General features: G+C 71.0%; 12 protein-coding genes and 2 pseudogenes. 6 read left to right on the forward strand and 8 right to left on the reverse strand.

The annotated features are described in order from the left end of the window. Positions 1–9: 9 nt before the first annotated feature. Both ACK4TT_RS00225 and ACK4TT_RS00230 read right to left on the reverse strand, forming a co-directional pair. A complete protein-coding gene (locus ACK4TT_RS00225) occupies positions 10–1,314 on the reverse strand; it encodes an amino acid permease (RefSeq protein WP_410212088.1) in 1,305 nt (434 codons plus the stop codon). A 102-nt stretch (positions 1,315–1,416) separates the two neighbouring features. Beyond that, positions 1,417–2,004, reverse strand: a complete 588-nt coding sequence (locus ACK4TT_RS00230; protein ID WP_409635938.1) for a TIGR00730 family Rossman fold protein — start codon at positions 2,002–2,004, stop codon at positions 1,417–1,419. Positions 2,005–2,184: 180 nt separating this feature from the next. On the opposite strand from ACK4TT_RS00230, the pseudogene ACK4TT_RS00235 reads away from it, so the two are divergent. Beyond that, positions 2,185–2,373, forward strand: a pseudogene (locus ACK4TT_RS00235) (cold-shock protein); the annotation flags it as partial. A gap of 165 nt (positions 2,374–2,538) precedes the next feature. After that, the gene (locus ACK4TT_RS00240) at positions 2,539–2,757 is read left to right on the forward strand and encodes a cold-shock protein (RefSeq protein WP_409636142.1); all 219 of its coding nucleotides are present in this window, start codon (positions 2,539–2,541) and stop codon (positions 2,755–2,757) included. A 215-nt stretch (positions 2,758–2,972) separates the two neighbouring features. Here the strand turns inward: ACK4TT_RS00240 and ACK4TT_RS00245 are convergent, their stop codons facing one another. Further along, positions 2,973–4,079: a phosphatidylinositol-specific phospholipase C1-like protein gene (locus tag ACK4TT_RS00245; protein WP_410212089.1), complete on the reverse strand. Its 1,107-nt coding sequence runs from the start codon at positions 4,077–4,079 to the stop codon at positions 2,973–2,975. A gap of 40 nt (positions 4,080–4,119) precedes the next feature. Continuing rightward, a complete protein-coding gene (locus tag ACK4TT_RS00250) occupies positions 4,120–4,605 on the reverse strand; it encodes an NUDIX hydrolase (protein ID WP_410212090.1) in 486 nt (161 codons plus the stop codon). Positions 4,606–4,713: 108 nt separating this feature from the next. Between ACK4TT_RS00250 and ACK4TT_RS00255 the strand changes: the two genes are divergently transcribed. The 3 genes from ACK4TT_RS00255 (at position 4,714) to ACK4TT_RS00265 (ending at position 7,644) form a co-directional block, all read left to right on the forward strand. Beyond that, positions 4,714–4,980: a hypothetical protein gene (locus ACK4TT_RS00255; protein ID WP_409635929.1), complete on the forward strand. Its 267-nt coding sequence runs from the start codon at positions 4,714–4,716 to the stop codon at positions 4,978–4,980. 186 nt (positions 4,981–5,166) lie between these two features. Continuing rightward, entirely contained in the window at positions 5,167–7,179 is a 2,013-nt protein-coding gene (locus tag ACK4TT_RS00260; protein WP_410212091.1) for an elongation factor G, read from the forward strand. 51 nt (positions 7,180–7,230) lie between these two features. Beyond that, positions 7,231–7,644 carry a VOC family protein gene (locus ACK4TT_RS00265; RefSeq protein ID WP_410212092.1) on the forward strand — a complete coding sequence of 138 codons (414 nt, stop codon included), beginning with the start codon at positions 7,231–7,233 and terminating at the stop codon, positions 7,642–7,644. Here the strand turns inward: ACK4TT_RS00265 and ACK4TT_RS00270 are convergent. The 3 genes from ACK4TT_RS00270 to ACK4TT_RS00280 form a co-directional block, all read right to left on the reverse strand. Then, positions 7,604–8,248 carry a glutathione S-transferase family protein gene (locus ACK4TT_RS00270; RefSeq protein WP_409635924.1) on the reverse strand — a complete coding sequence of 215 codons (645 nt, stop codon included), beginning with the start codon at positions 8,246–8,248 and terminating at the stop codon, positions 7,604–7,606. The two genes, ACK4TT_RS00265 and ACK4TT_RS00270, sit on opposite strands and share 41 nt — an antisense overlap. 116 nt (positions 8,249–8,364) lie before the next feature. Continuing rightward, positions 8,365–10,182: a DUF885 domain-containing protein gene (locus tag ACK4TT_RS00275; RefSeq protein WP_410212093.1), complete on the reverse strand. Its 1,818-nt coding sequence runs from the start codon at positions 10,180–10,182 to the stop codon at positions 8,365–8,367. Between the two features lie 5 nt (positions 10,183–10,187). Next, a complete protein-coding gene (locus ACK4TT_RS00280) occupies positions 10,188–12,002 on the reverse strand; it encodes a DUF885 domain-containing protein (RefSeq protein WP_409635919.1) in 1,815 nt (604 codons plus the stop codon). Between the two features lie 20 nt (positions 12,003–12,022). Between ACK4TT_RS00280 and ACK4TT_RS00285 the strand changes: the two are divergent. Further along, positions 12,023–12,151 (forward strand): annotated as a pseudogene (locus tag ACK4TT_RS00285) (hypothetical protein); the annotation flags it as partial. Here ACK4TT_RS00285 and ACK4TT_RS00290 read toward each other — a convergent pair. Then, complete coding sequence (locus ACK4TT_RS00290; RefSeq protein WP_409636139.1) at positions 12,124–13,908, reverse strand: DUF885 domain-containing protein; 1,785 nt, start codon at positions 13,906–13,908, stop codon at positions 12,124–12,126. The pseudogene ACK4TT_RS00285 and the gene ACK4TT_RS00290 sit on opposite strands and share 28 nt — an antisense overlap.

Genomic DNA, 13,908 nt, shown 5'->3' on the forward strand with positions numbered 1-13,908 from the left:
CGGGAACTACTAGCGCCGGCGCAGGGGAAGATACAGGGCCGCGCCGGCGGCGACGGGGGCGAGGCTCCACAGCAGCTCGTGCGGCTTGCCGGTAGCGATCAGGGCCAAAGAGCAGCCGATGGCGACCAGCGCCGTGGCGATGGCCAGGACCCGCCTGCCGGGCGTGAACCGGCCCGAGAGGCGGATCAGCGAGAGGCCGGCCAGCGCATAGGCGTAGAGGCTGAGCAGGACCGCCACGTTGATGAGCACGCCGAACTGCTCGCCGAGCGTGGGGGTGACGGTCATGGCCGCCACCAGGCTCATCAGCACGCCCACGGCCAGAAGGTTGATCGCCGAGGCCCGCTCGCCCGGCCGCGAACGGAAGGCGGGCAGGAAAGCCCCCTCGTCGGCGGCGCCGCGGGTGGTCTCGGAGGCCACCAGGGTCCAGCCCGTGAGGCAGCCGGCGGTGCGGATGAAGGCGAAGGCGGCGATCAGGGTTCCGCCGCCCACGCCGATGGCGATGCGCGCGGCGTCGGCGAAGGGAGCGTCCGAGCGGGCGAGCTCGGCGGCGGGCATCATGCCCATCAGGGCGGCCGAGGCGGCCACATAGACGAGCGCGGCGGCCAGCACGCCGGTGAGGGTGGCGCGCGGCACGTTGCGGGCGGGATCGCGGACCACGGCGGCCACGGCGGCGGCGCTCTCCAGTCCCAGGAAGGCCCAGAAGGCGTTGAGGCCGGACTCGCGGATGGCGGCGGCGGCGCTGAGGTCGCGGGGATTCCACGAGGCGGCGAACAACTGGGGATCGAACCACAGCCAGCCGAAGACGGCGGCGGCGACCACCGGCAGGAGCCCCAGCGCGAGCGTCCAGCCCTCGATCCGGGCCACCAGGCGCGGGCCGATCCAGGCGGCGACCACGGTCAGCCAGATGACGGCGATGGTGGTGGCGAGCCTCGCCCCGCCGCCGGCCAGCGCCGGGACGAGGTAGCCCGCATAGCCCGCCACGGCGAGGGCGATGGCCACGTTGCCGAACCAGCAGAGGCACCAGTAGACGACCGTCGTCTGCACGCCGAAGAACCGGCCGAGCCCGGCCTGGACATAGCCCGCCAGTCCCCTGGCCTCGGGCGCGGCCGGCCCCAGCCAGGCGAACATGCCGGCAATGGCCAGCGCCGCCCCGGTCGCCGCCACCCAGCCCAGCATGGAGATGGAGCCCACCGCCCCCATGGTGGCCGGCAGGAGATAGACGCCCGAGCCGATCATGCTTCCGGCCACCAGGGCCGAGGCGCCCAGGACGCCGATCCGGGCGTGGCCGGCGGGGGTCTGCGAGTCGGCGGTCATGGTCTCTCCTGACGGGAACGCTAGCGGCGCCGCGCCCGTCACGCCAGCGACACGCTTGACAGTCAGGTTTACACTTGTAGCTTGCGCTCGGGTCGATGCGCCCTAGTACCGCTGCTCCACCGGCCGGACGCCCCACTTCGGCGGGGGCGGGACGTAGGCGGCGAAGCGGTCCAGGGCCTCCTGGACGCTGTCGGCGTAGACCAGCATGTCCACGTACTGCTGGGCGATGAAGCCGTTGTCGGCCATCTGCTGGATCGTCTGGCGCAGGAGGTCGTAGTAGCCGCCCACGTTGACGAAGCCGCACGGCTTGGCGTGGAAGCCCAGCAGCGCCCAGGTCCACTGCTCGAAGATCTCCTCGAAGGTGCCCGGGCCGCCCGGGAGGCAGAGGAAGCCGTCGGCGAGTTCCGCCATGGCCCACTTCCGCTCGTGCATGGAGTTCACGACCTTCAGCTCGGTCAGGCCGGCATGGGCGATCTCCTGGCTGACCAGGTCGGCCGGCATGACGCCCACCACCTTGCCGCCGGCGGCAAGGGCGGCGTCGGCCGTCGCCCCCATCAGGCCCACCCGGCCGCCGCCGTAGACCAGCGTCAGGCCCGCCTTGGCGATCAGGGTCCCGGCCTCGACGGCCGCTTCCATGAAGCGCGGATCGGTCCCCGGGGAAGACCCGCAATAGATGCAGATGCTCTTCAAGAGCCCTGGCCTCCACCTGTGGTCGAAAGGGCGCCCCCATAGGCCGTTTGGCGAACCGTGTCACCGGCGCTGGCCTTGGTCCCTTTCCGCAGCTACAACTCCCGCACGGCTCGTCGCGTGGATTGGCCGGGCGTCGCCCAAGCCGGCGGCGCAGACTCTTCTATCGGTAGGTTACGGCGAATGGCGAGCGGCACGGTCAAGTGGTTCAATACGGCTAAGGGCTTCGGTTTCATCCAGCCCGACGACGGCGGACAGGATATCTTCGTTCACATCTCGGCGGTGGCTCAGGCGGGGCTGGACGCCCTGAACGAGGGCGACCAGGTCGAGTACGAACTCGAACAGGATCGGCGTTCGGGCAAGCTGGCCGCGACGTCGATCGTGGTCACGGCCCAGGGCGCGCCCGCCCCGCGCCGCTCGGGCGGCTTCGACCGCGATCGCGGCGGCTTCGGCGGCGACCGCGGGGGCTACGGCGGCGGCGGCTTCGGGGGCGGCTCGCGCGGCGGCTTCGGCGGCGAGCGCCCGCGCGGCGCGGTGATGGGCTCGGGCTCGGGCGTGGTGAAGTGGTTCAACCCGACCAAGGGCTTCGGCTTCATCAAGCCGGAAGGCGGCGGCCAGGACATCTTCGTCCACATCTCGGCGGTCGAGCAGGCCGGCCTGTCGGGCCTGAACGAGGGCCAGACGGTCGACTTCGACCTCGAGCAGGACCGCCGGTCGGGCAAGACCTCGGCGACCAACCTGAAGGTCACCGGCTAGGATACGGACGGCGGGTTCCCCGGGGAGCCCGCCGTTTCTCCTTGGCGGCAACGCGCCCGCCAGAGGCGTTGAACCCCTCCATGCGAGGGACGCCTCAGGCGTGGGCCATGCGCGGCATGCTGACCGCGGCGATATGCGCGGCCTGGACCGCGGGCTGGGCCGCTTCCCCCGCCGCCGGCGCCCGAGCGCTCATCGGCCGAGACGGTGTCGCCCCTCTAGCGGACCGGGTTCAGGCGGGCCGCGCCGCCGCCGGGCAGCCGGACGTCGTAGGGACCGAAGCGCGGGTCCGGAACCATGTAGTCGGTGGACACGTACTGGGCGCCCGAGGCGAAGGCGGCGGCCTGGCGGGCGCGGTCGTTCCGGCGGGCCTCCCAGGTGTTGGCGTCGGCGCGGGTGCGGACGATGATCCCGGCCTTCACCGCCGCGCGGATGCGCTCGGCCTGGGCCTGGGGCTCGTTGAGAGTGATGTAGCCCGCCGCCGGCGAGGTCTCCTCGATGTTGACGAAGGCCACGCGGCCCTCAAGCGACCGGCGCTCGCCGCGGTAGCGGGCGACCTGCTCGGCCTCGCAGTCGCAGGCGAACATCACCTTGCCCCGAGCCTCGGAAAGCCTCGGCCAGGCGCCGGCCGCCACAGCCGCCCGCAGGGTTGGATAAGCGCCCTGCACCCGGTCGGGGGTGATGAGGGCGGCTTCGGGGAAGACCGAGCGAATCTCGGCGTCGATCAGGTCCATCGCCGCGGCGTCGAAGAGGGGCGCCTTGACCGCGCCGGGTAGGTCCAGCCCGCCTTCCTTGAGATTGAGGAGGATCAGGAGGGGTGCGTGGTCCGGGTGGGCCAGCGACCAGGCGCGGATGTCGCCCAGGCAGGCCGTGAACCGCGAGCAGACCGAGCGGTAGTCGATATCCGGGACATGCAGGACCTTCAGGCCGGGCCCTTTCAGCGGGGTGAAGTCGTAGGGCTCGGCCTTGGCGCCGGCCATGCGGTGGCCGAGCGGCGTGGCGTAGAGGCCGCCCTGGAGGTCCCCGTTCGGGGGGTCGTAGGCGACGTCGATCTCGAGTTGGCGGGCTCCGGCGTCGAGCTGCTCCTTCAGCGGGCGGTGGGCGTAGTCGAGCTGGTCGGCCTCGCGGGGGTTGGCCGCCCGGATGGCCGCGAGCTCGTTCGGCGGGATGGCGATCTTGTAGCTGTTGTGCGTGCCGATGGCCTGGAGGGCGTTCATCGGCAGGGCGTCCACGACGGCGCGCGTACATCCGGGGGCGCCAGAGGGCTTCTCGACATCGCAGTCGGCGGGAACGGCGATGGCGGCGGCGAGCATCAGGGTGAGCATGGGATTCCCTTACCGGAGCCGCCCGACAGTACGGTGACGGTCAGACCCAGGGAATGACCCGGGGCTCGGCCGGCAGGCGGCCGGCCAGCACGTCCTCCAGCAGCTCGGCGAGGCCCGGCGGGAAGACCCGGTCGGTCGTGGTGAGCAGCTCCTGGCGCCGCCACCAGCGGATGTCGTCGATCAGCTCGCGTTCCAGCGCGTTCCAGCCCTGGCGGTCGGGCTCGCCGCCGTCGCAGCGGGCCAGCAGGTAGCTTTCCTGGAACAGCGTCGGTTCAGGCATCCGCATGACGCCTTCCCGCACCCAGAGCACGGGGCCGAGTTCGAAGTCGGCGATGCCGGTCTCCTCGCGGATCTCACGCACGGCGGCCTCCACCACCGTCTCGCCGGGCTCCACGCCGCCGCCCACCGTGAACCAGGCGCCCGGCCGGTTCTTGGCGCTGGGCAGGCGGCCCTTCATGAGCAGGATGCGGTCCTCGGGGTCCAGCAGGACGACGCGGGCCGTCGGACGGACGGGAAGCTCCGGCAAATTTACCCTCCAGGAGTCAGCACCTGCGCCTCGGGGACTATCGAAACCTTAAGATGTAGGGCGCCAGGATCGCGCGACTGTTAAGCGTAATCCCAGGGCCTACTCCAGATGAACGAGGAGATTCGCACCAGCCGCAGGGACCTGGTCTCGCGCGTCGCGACGCTCGAGCTGCTGGTGCATGACCTCGTGGACCTGCTCTGGCGGCTCGACCCCCAGGCCATGGAAAAGCTGTCCAGCGAGGCCGGGCACGACCTGGAGATCCAGCACACGCGCATCGCCCTGCCGGCCGGGGAGCACCAGCGCGAGCGGCTCTACGCCGTGCTGAAGGACCGCCAGCGGATGCTCCGTCCCCGCCGCACGACGGCGGGCGTCTGACCCCCATCACGAGAAGGCGAACGGCCCGCCGCTAGCCAAGCCGGCGAGCGCGGGCGTAGGGTTTTTCCATCGGGCGGCGTTGGCCGGCCCAGTCGGTCGTCGGCCGCCCATAACAGACGCCTTGGACGCGTTCGGACCTCGCAGGATCGGGGCGTCCAGAGCGCCTTCGGCGATGGGAGAACGACCATGGCAATCCAGGACAAGGGGTCCGTTCGGGCGCTCGCGCTCGTGGGCCCCACAAGCGCCGGCAAGACCGCCCTGATGGAGGCCCTGCTGCAGGCCACCGGCGCCGCCGAGCGACGGGGCGAGGTGGGGGATTCCAGCCCCGAGGCCCGGGCCCGCGGCCATTCGGTGGAGCTGAACCTGGCGGGCTTCACCTTCATGGGCGACCGCTACGCCGTCATCGACTGCCCGGGATCGCTGGAGTTCTGCGCGGAAATCGACGCCGCCCTGCCCGCCGTGGACCTGGCGGTGGTGGTGGCCGAGCCCGACCCGGCCAAGGCCGTCCTGCTGCAGCCCACCCTGCGCGAGCTGGAGCGGATGGGCGTGCCTCACGCCCTCTTCATCAACAAGATGGACCAGGCCCGGGGGGCGCTTAAGGACCTGCTGGACGCACTCGCCCCCGTCTCGTCCGCACCGCTGGTGGCGCGCCAGATCCCCACCTGGGACGGCGAGAAGGTCTCGGGCTTCATCGACCTGGCGCTGGAACGCTGCTTCGTCTACCGGCCCGGCCAGCCCAGCCAGCAGGTGGACATCCCCGGCGACCTGAGGGACGCCGAGGCGGAGGCGCGCTTCCACATGCTGGAGCAGATCGCCGACTTCGACGACGAACTGCTGGAACAGCTCCTGTCCGACGTGGTCCCGAGCCGCGACGCGGTGTTCGCCGATCTCGTGCGCGAGATGAACGAGGGGCTGATCGTGCCGGTGTTCTTCGGCTCGGCCCAGAACGGCTTCGGCGTGCGCCGCCTGCTGAAGGCCCTGCGCCACGAGACGCCGCCGGTCTCGAAGGCCGCCGAGCGCATCGGGATCGAGGCCGGCGCCTATGTGCTGAAGGCCGCCTACGCCGGGCAGTCCGGCAAGCTGGCCTACGCCCGGGTGTTCGGCGCGAAGCTCCCCGATGGCGCCGAGTTCGTCCTGCCCGACGGCCAGAAGCAGCGGGCCGGCGGCCTCTTCACCGTGCAGGGCGGGGCGCTGAAGAAGATCGCCGAAGCCCCGGTGGGCGACGTCTGCGCCATCGGCAAGGTGGAGGCGGCGCAGGCCGGCCAGATCCTGTCGACCACCGGCCGGCCGCAGCAGGTGAAGGCCGCGGTCCGGTCCAGGCGGCCGCTGTTCGCCGTGGCCCTGATCGCGAAGAACCGCAACGACGACGTCCGCCTCTCCTCGGCGCTGGGCAGGCTGATCGAGGAGGACCCGGGCCTTTCGCTGACCCACGACGCCGAGGCCCGGCAGGTGCTGCTGGCCGGCCAGGGCGAGGGCCATGTGCGGCTGGCGCTGGAGCGGCTGAAGCGGCGTTTCGGGGTGGAGATCGACACCCAGCAGCCGAAGACGCCCTATCGTGAAACCCTCCAGCGCGGGACCACCCAGCGGGCGCGGCACAAGAAGCAGTCCGGCGGCCACGGCCAGTTCGCCGACGTGACCATCGAGGTGAAGCCCCTGCCGCGCGGCTCGGGCTTCGTGTTCAGCTCGAAGATCGTGGGCGGGGCGGTGCCGAAACAGTGGATCCCGGCGGTCGAGGACGGGGTGCGCGACGGGCTGGCCCAGGGACCGCTGGGCTTCCCGGTCACCGACCTGGAGGTGACGCTCACCGACGGGCTCACCCACAGCGTGGACTCCTCGGAAATGGCCTTCCGCACGGCCGGCCGCCTGGCCATCGAGGACGCCCTGAAGGCCGTGGGCACCATCCTCCTGGAGCCGATCGAGAAGCTGGTGGTCTATTCGCCCTCGCCCAGCGCCTCGAACGTGACCTCGGCGCTGACCGCCCGCCGGGGCCAGATCCTGGGGCTCGCGCCCCGCGAGGACTGGCGCGGCTGGGAGAAGATCGAGGCCTACCTGCCGCAGAGCGAGCGCCAGGGCCTGATCGCCGAGCTGCGCGGCCTGACGCAAGGGTTGGGCGCCTTCGAGGCCGACTTCGACCACATGAGCGAGCTGCACGGGAAGCTCGCCGAGGAAGCCGCCCACCACGCGCGGGCGGGGGCTTAGGGCAGAGGCTCCTCCCCCGTTTCTCGGGGGAGGAGCTAGACTGCGCGAGCCATGCGCATCGCCCTCACCGCCCTCCTTGTCCGCGACTACGACGAGGCCATCGGTTTCTATGTGGAGAAGCTCGGCTTCGAGCTGGTGGAGGACAGCGGCCTGGATTCTGGCCAGGGCGGCGGCAAGCGCTGGGTCATGGTGCGCCCGAAAGGGGGGCAGGCCGGCCTGCTGCTGGCCCGCGCGACAGGCGATCAGGCCCGAGCGGTGGGCGACCAGGCGGGCGGGCGCGTCTTCCTGTTCATCGAGACCGACGACTTCGACCGCGACCATGCCAGGATGACCGCGGCCGGAGTCCGCTTCCTGGAGGCGCCGCGACGGGAGCCCTACGGGACCGTCGCGGTCTTCGAGGACCTCTATGGCAACCGCTTCGACCTCATTCAGCCGGCTCGGCCTGGGGCTGCATCTTCGCCATGAGGGCGTCGTCGATCTCGTTGGCGCGCGCCGCCGCCGGGCGGGCGCCGCAGCGCGCCACATAGGCCTCGAACACCGGCCGCCTCTCGAGCGTGCCGAACTGCATCCCCCAGCCCAGGTGAGAGGCCAGGTAGAGGTCGGCGGCGGTGAAGCTGTCGCCCACGAGGTAGTCGCGGCCGGTGAGCCCACACTCGATCGTGTCGAGCACGTCGGCCATGGTCCCGCAACCCAGCATCATCCGCTTCTCGGCGTCGACCTCGACCCCCGCGGCCTTCAGGCCGACCGCCTGTTCGATGGGCCCGGCCCCGAAGAAGAGCCAGCGATAATAGGGCCCGCGCAGCCGGCTGGCCGGCGGCGGGGCGAGGTTCGCCTGCGGGAAGGCGTCGGCCAGGTAGGCGCAGATCGCCCCGCACTCGGTCACCACCGTGTCGCCGTGGACGATGGTCGGCACCTTGCCCATGGGATTGACCGCCAGGAACTCGGGCTGGCGGTTCTCGCCCCAGGCCATGACCTTGGTCGTGTAGGGCTGGCCGACCTCCTCCAGCATCCAGCGGATGATCCGGCCCCGGGACATGGGGTGGGTGTAGAAAACGAGTTCGTCCGACATGGCGGGCTTCCTTCAAGAGTTGATCGCCTGACCCGCCGCGATTGTAGGCCCGCCTGCTGACAGGGCTTGTCAGCAGGCGGCGGGAAGCGGACACGAACGGCTGATCGGGAAGGCCTCTAGGCCTGGCTCGCCGCCCAGTCGGCCACGTGGCGCTCCAGCACGGTCAGCGGCATGGAGCCCGAGAGCAGCACCGCGTCGTGGTAGGCCTTGAGGTCGAACTTCGGGCCCAGCTTGGCCTTCGCCTCTTCCCGCACCTTCACCCAGACCGTGTGGCCGACCTTGTAGCTGTTGGCCTGGCCCGGCGAGGAGAAGTAGCGCTCGACCTCGCGCTGGGCGCGGGCGGGCGTGTTGCCGATGGTGTCGACCATGTACTGGGTGGCCTGCGCCCTGCCCCAGCGCTTGTGGTGGATGCCCGTGTCGGTCACGAGGCGGGCCGCGCGGAACAGCAGGGACTGGAGATAGCCCGCCTGGCCCAGGGGATCGCCGTCATAGGCGCCGATCTCGTCGGCGAGCTGCTCGGCGTAGAGCGCCCAGCCTTCGGAGAAGGCCGAGAAGCCGAAGCCGGTCCGGCGCAGCATGGGGATGCGATTGCTTTCCTGGGCCAGCGCGATCTGCAGGTGGTGGCCCGGGATGGTCTCGTGGGCCGCCAGGGTCTTGAGGTTGTAGCGCGGCCAGTCGGCCGTCTCCTTGAGGTTGATGTAGAACGCCGCCGGCCGCGAGCCGTCCAGCGCGGCGCCCTGGTAGTAGCCGTTGGCCGCGCCGTCCTGGATGAACACCGGCACCCGGCGGACCTCGACCTTGGCCTTGGGCAGGGTCGCGAAGGCCTTGGGCAGCAGGGCGTAGAGGTCGGCCAGGTCCTTGTTGAGGTTGGCGATGATCCGGGCGCGGGCCTCGTCGGTATCGGGATAGGCCTGGGCCTTGTCCTCGTTCAGCCTGGCGAGGCGCTGGGCCACCGTGCCCTGGGTCAGCCCCTGGGCCTTCAGGATGGCGTCCAGGCGGCCCGAGATGTCGGCCACCTGGTCGAGGCCCATCTGGTGAACCTCCTGGGGGGAATAGTTGGTGGTGGTGGAGGCCTTCACCGCGTCGGCGTAGTAGGCCTCGCCGCCCGGCAGGGCCCAGACGCCGGTGTCGGGCTTGGCCTTGGCGCGCACGGCCTGCATGGCGGCGATCTGGCGGTCCAGGGCCGGATAGACCTCGGTCTCGACGATCTTGCGGGCGCGGCCGGCCCAGTCGCCCTCCAGGTTGGCGGCGGCGGCCTTGCGGGCGATGGAGGCGGTCAGGATCACCTTGTCGGCGGGCTGGTCCCGAAGCGCCCGCATCTGGCCCAGCGAAAGGTCGCAGACGAAGTCGGGCGGGACGACGCCGGCGGCCACGTCCGCCTTCTGGCGGGCCACGTCATTGTCCATGGCCACGGCGAACGCCGAGAGGCGCGCGAGGTAGGCCTCGGCGTCGGCGGCGGTGGTCACCCGATGCTGGCTGTCGAGGAAATCGGGGATGTTGGCGTAGGCCCCGCCCCGCTGGCTGATCACATAGGGGCTGAAGTTGCCGCCCACGTCGCCGAACTTGTAGCGGTCGCCGTTCCGGACGGCCTGCTCGTTGGAATAGAGCACCACGTCGAGGTCGATCCTCGACGGGCCCGACAGCTTCGCCCGGTCGATGGCCTTCAGCTCGGACACCCAGCGGCGGGCGCGCTCCAGGCGCTTGGCCTTGCCGGCCGCGGAGTTGTCGTCGAGCTGCGACTTCAGCGCCGCGCGGGCGCCCTTGTCGAGACCCAGCGACGTGGCCATGCGCGGGCTGTCGTCCACCATCTGCTCGAACATCCGGTCGAGCTGCGCGCGCAGCTTGGCGTCCTCGGACTCCTGGGCGAGGGCCGGACCCGCGAGGGCGGCGCCGGCAGTGGCGAGCAGGAAGCTGCGGCGGTCGAGGTGCTTCATCGGGTTCAGGCCTTCGATTGGGCGATGTGACGGTCGACGACGCCTTCCAGCACCGTCAGGGGCATGGCGCCCGAGAGCAGCGTGGCGTCGTGGAACTTGCGTATGTCGAAGCCCGCGCCGAGCGCGGCCTTGGCCTTCTCGCGCAGCCGAAGCCAGGTGAGCTTGCCCACCATGTAGCTGCAGGCCTGGCCGGGCCAGACGCAGTAGCGCTCGATCTCGGTGGCGGCGGAGCTGGCGGGCGACCCGTCGATCGAGGTCATGGTCTCGATGGCCTTCTCGCGGCTCCAGCGCATGGAATGCAGGCCGGTGTCGACCACCAGCCGCGCGGCGCGGAACAGTGAGGCCTGGATCTGGCCGAGCTCGCCCAGCGGGTCGCCTTCGTACATTCCCATCTCAAGGGCCAGTTGCTCGGAGTAGAGTGCCCACCCCTCCGAATAGGGCGAGAAGCCCGCGATCCGCCGCAGCATCGGCAGGTCGGCCTCCTGTTGCAGCGAACGCTGCAGGTGATGGCCCGGGATGGCCTCGTGGTAGGTGAGCGTCTTGAGCGTCCAGCGCGGGTTCTCGGCGCTGTCACGCAGGTTGATCCAGTAGATGCCGGGCCGGGAGCCGTCGAGGGCGGGGCGGTTGTAGTAGCCGCCGGGCGCGCCGGCCTCGATGAACTTCGGAACCCGGCGGATCTCGACCGGCGCCTTGGGCAGGGCGCCGAAGGCCTGGGGCAGCCGGCCCTGCATGTCGCGGACGAGGCCGTTCAGGTCGGCGATGAGCTGTTCCTTGGCCGCGTCGGTGTCGGCGTAGAGCTGCTCCGGGTCCTTGAAGAGGTGCTGGATGCGCTCGCCCACCGCGCCCTGGGTCAGCCCCTTGCCGCGCAGGATGACCTCGGCCCGGGCCGAGAGCGCCTTGGCCTGTTCGAGGCCCAGTTCGTGGATCTCCTTGGGCGTGAGCGTGGTCGTCGTCGAGCTCTTCAGCGCATCGCGGTAGTAGGCCTCGCCGTCGGGCAGGCGCCAGCAGCCGGCGTCGTGCACGGCCTTGGGCTGAAGCGACCGCAGGAGGGCGATCTGGCGGTCGAGCGCCGGGACCACCTTGTCCGCGTAGATCTTCGCCGCCTGGCCGGCGTAGTCCCCGGCGATCCCCTTCTCCCTGGCCCGGTCGGCGACCGAGGCGACCAGCGGCGAGGCGGCCGGATCGACCTTCAGGTTGTCCATCTGGGCGAGCGCGCGCTCCAGCACGAAGTCCGGCGGGATGACGCCCAAGCCCACGTCACGTTTCGCCCGCTCCGTCTCCTGGTCCATGACGCCGGCGAAGGCTTCCAGGCGGGCCAGGTAGGCGTCGGCGTCGGCCTTGGTTTCGATGGTGTGCTGGGTCCCCAGGAAGTCGGGAATGTCCTGGTAAGCGCCGGTGAGCTGGGAGAGGACGTAGGGCTGGCCCGCGCCGCCGTTGCCGTAGGCGTAGGCCCGGTTGGCGGCGTCGTTGGCCTCGGTGGTGAACATCACCGCGTCGTAGTGCGGGACCTCGCCGGGACTGAGCTTGGCCCGGTCGATGGTCTTCAGGCGGGCGAGGTTGCGGGCGTTGCGGGCCTTGTCCTCGTCGAGGCCGGCGATGGACTGGTCGTCCAGCATGGCCTTCTGGGCCAGGCGCGGGCCCTTGTGCAGGCCGAGCCGGGTGACGCTCTCGGGCGAGGCGTCGAGGATCTCTTCGAAGATCTGGTCGAAGAGCGCGCGGAGCTTCGTATCCTCCGGCGCGCGGGTTTGGGCGCGGCCCAGCGTCGGCGCGAGGGCGGCGGCCGAGGCGGCGGCCAGGAAGTGGCGGCGGTGGATGGTCATGAACTCGGCTCCAAACCCATCATCCCGGCCGAAGCGCAGTGGAGAGCCGGGACCCAGGAGCCGTGCGCACCGCCCTGGGTCCCGGATCGGCCGCGCCGGCCGTCCGGGATGACGATGGTGGTTACGATTGCTTCTCGCGGGCGATGTAGAGGTCGACGACGTTCTCCAGCGCGGTCAGCGGCATGGAGCCCGACAGCAGGACGGCGTCGTGGAACTTGCGCGGATCGTACTTCGCGCCCAGGGCCTTCTTCGCCTTCTCGCGCAGGCGCAGGATGGTCACCTTGCCGACCATGTAGCTGCACGCTTGGCCCGGCCAGACCGCGTAGCGCTCGATCTCCTGGGCGGCGAGCGGCTCGGGGTCGCCCTCGATGGCGCGCATCTCGGCGACGGCCTTCTCGCGGGTCCAGCGCAGATGGTGCAGGCCCGAGTCGGTGACCAGGCGGGCCGAGCGCAGCAGGGCGTCGTGGATGTAGCCCAGCTCGTTCAGCGGCTCGCCCTTGTAGAGACCCATCTCCTGGACAACCTGCTCGGAATAGAGCGCCCAGCCTTCGGCGTAGGCCCCGAAGCCCATCACCCGCCGGATCATCGGCAGGTCGGCCTCGAGCTGCATCGAGATCTGCATGTGATGGCCCGGCAGGCCCTCGTGATAGGTCGTGGTCGGCAGGAACCAGTACGGGCTCTCGGCCGTGTCGCGCAGGTTCAGCCAGTAGACGCCGGGGCGCGAGCCGTCGAGGCTGGGCCCCTCGTAGTGGGTGGACGACCCGCCCTCGGTGGCGGCCGGGATGCGGCGAATCTCCAGGGGCGCCTTGGGCAGGGTCCCGAACTGTTCGGGCAGCCGCGCGGTGATCGTCTTCACCACCTTGTTGAGGTCGGCGATGATCCGGGCCTTGCCCTCGTCGGTGTTCGGATAGACGCCCTGCTTGCTCTCGTAGAGGGCGATGTAGCGCTCGCCCACCGTGCCCTTGGTGTAGCCGAGCTGCCTGAAGAGGACGTCGGCGCGGGCCGAGAGCTCGGCGGTGACGTCGCGCCCCAGCTTGTGGACCTCGTCCGGCGTGATCCCGGTCGTGGTCTGGGCCTTCAGCATGTGGGCGTAGTAGGCCTCGCCGTCGGGCAGCTTCCAGACGCCGGCGTCGTGATTGGCCCTGGCCTTCAGCTCCTCCAGGAGCGCCATCTGGCGGTCCAGCGCCGGAACCACCTTGCCCTCGTAGGCCTTCGTGGCGGCCGCGCCCCAGTCGCCGGCCAGGCCCTTGGCCTTCGCCTTTTCCACCAGCGAGGTGACGAGGGTGGACTTGTCGGCGGGCTGGCGCAGCACCTTCATGCCGGCGATGGCGCCGGCGAGCGCGAAGTCGGGCGGCACGACGCCCAGGCCCACGTCGCGGCGGACGCGCTCGACCTCGGCGTCCATGTTGCGGGCGAAGGCCTCCAGGCGGGCCACGTAGGCCTGGGCGTCCTCGCGGGTCTCGACGGTGTGCTGGCTGTCGAGGAAGTCGGGGACCTCCTGCCAGGCGCCGCAGATCTGGGCGAGCACATAGGGGCTGCCGCCGGACGGATAGGCGAAGCGGCGGTTGCCGTCCTCCGTGGTCTGGAGCTCGAACAGCAGGGTGTCGTAGTTGACCGCCGCCATGCCCGAGAGCTGGGCGCGGTCGATGGCCTTCAGCCGACGGAGCTGGTCGGAATTGCGGGCCTTGCGCTTCTCGATCCCCGCCAGGGAGGCGTCGTGCAGCTCGGCCTTGGCGGCGGCGCGGCCGCCCTTGTCGAGCCCCAGCGAGGTGACCAGTTCGGGGCTGTCGTCCAGCGTCTCCTGAAAGACCTGGTCGAGGAAGGCGGAAAGCTGGGCCTCGGCGCCGGTGGGCGCGGCCTGGGCCCGGCTCGCGGCTAGGGCGGCCATGGCGCCCGCGGCCATCAT

The sequence above is a fragment of the Phenylobacterium sp. genome, assembly GCF_046463815.1.
Classification (GTDB): domain Bacteria; phylum Pseudomonadota; class Alphaproteobacteria; order Caulobacterales; family Caulobacteraceae; genus Phenylobacterium.

Excerpts from the sequence above, each read along its gene's own strand:
- ACK4TT_RS00225 (WP_410212088.1), bottom strand. The coding sequence starts at position 1,314 with ATGACCGCCGACTCGCAGACCCCCGCCGGCCACGCCCGGATCGGCGTC.
- ACK4TT_RS00240 (WP_409636142.1), top strand. The coding sequence starts at position 2,539 with ATGGGCTCGGGCTCGGGCGTGGTGAAGTGGTTCAACCCGACCAAGGGC.
- ACK4TT_RS00245 (WP_410212089.1), bottom strand. The coding sequence starts at position 4,079 with ATGCTCACCCTGATGCTCGCCGCCGCCATCGCCGTTCCCGCCGACTGC.
- ACK4TT_RS00255 (WP_409635929.1), top strand. The coding sequence starts at position 4,714 with ATGAACGAGGAGATTCGCACCAGCCGCAGGGACCTGGTCTCGCGCGTC.
- ACK4TT_RS00260 (WP_410212091.1), top strand. The coding sequence starts at position 5,167 with ATGGCAATCCAGGACAAGGGGTCCGTTCGGGCGCTCGCGCTCGTGGGC.
- ACK4TT_RS00265 (WP_410212092.1), top strand. The coding sequence starts at position 7,231 with ATGCGCATCGCCCTCACCGCCCTCCTTGTCCGCGACTACGACGAGGCC.
- ACK4TT_RS00270 (WP_409635924.1), bottom strand. The coding sequence starts at position 8,248 with ATGTCGGACGAACTCGTTTTCTACACCCACCCCATGTCCCGGGGCCGG.
- ACK4TT_RS00275 (WP_410212093.1), bottom strand. The coding sequence starts at position 10,182 with ATGAAGCACCTCGACCGCCGCAGCTTCCTGCTCGCCACTGCCGGCGCC.
- ACK4TT_RS00280 (WP_409635919.1), bottom strand. The coding sequence starts at position 12,002 with ATGACCATCCACCGCCGCCACTTCCTGGCCGCCGCCTCGGCCGCCGCC.
- ACK4TT_RS00290 (WP_409636139.1), bottom strand. The coding sequence starts at position 13,908 with ATGATGGCCGCGGGCGCCATGGCCGCCCTAGCCGCGAGCCGGGCCCAG.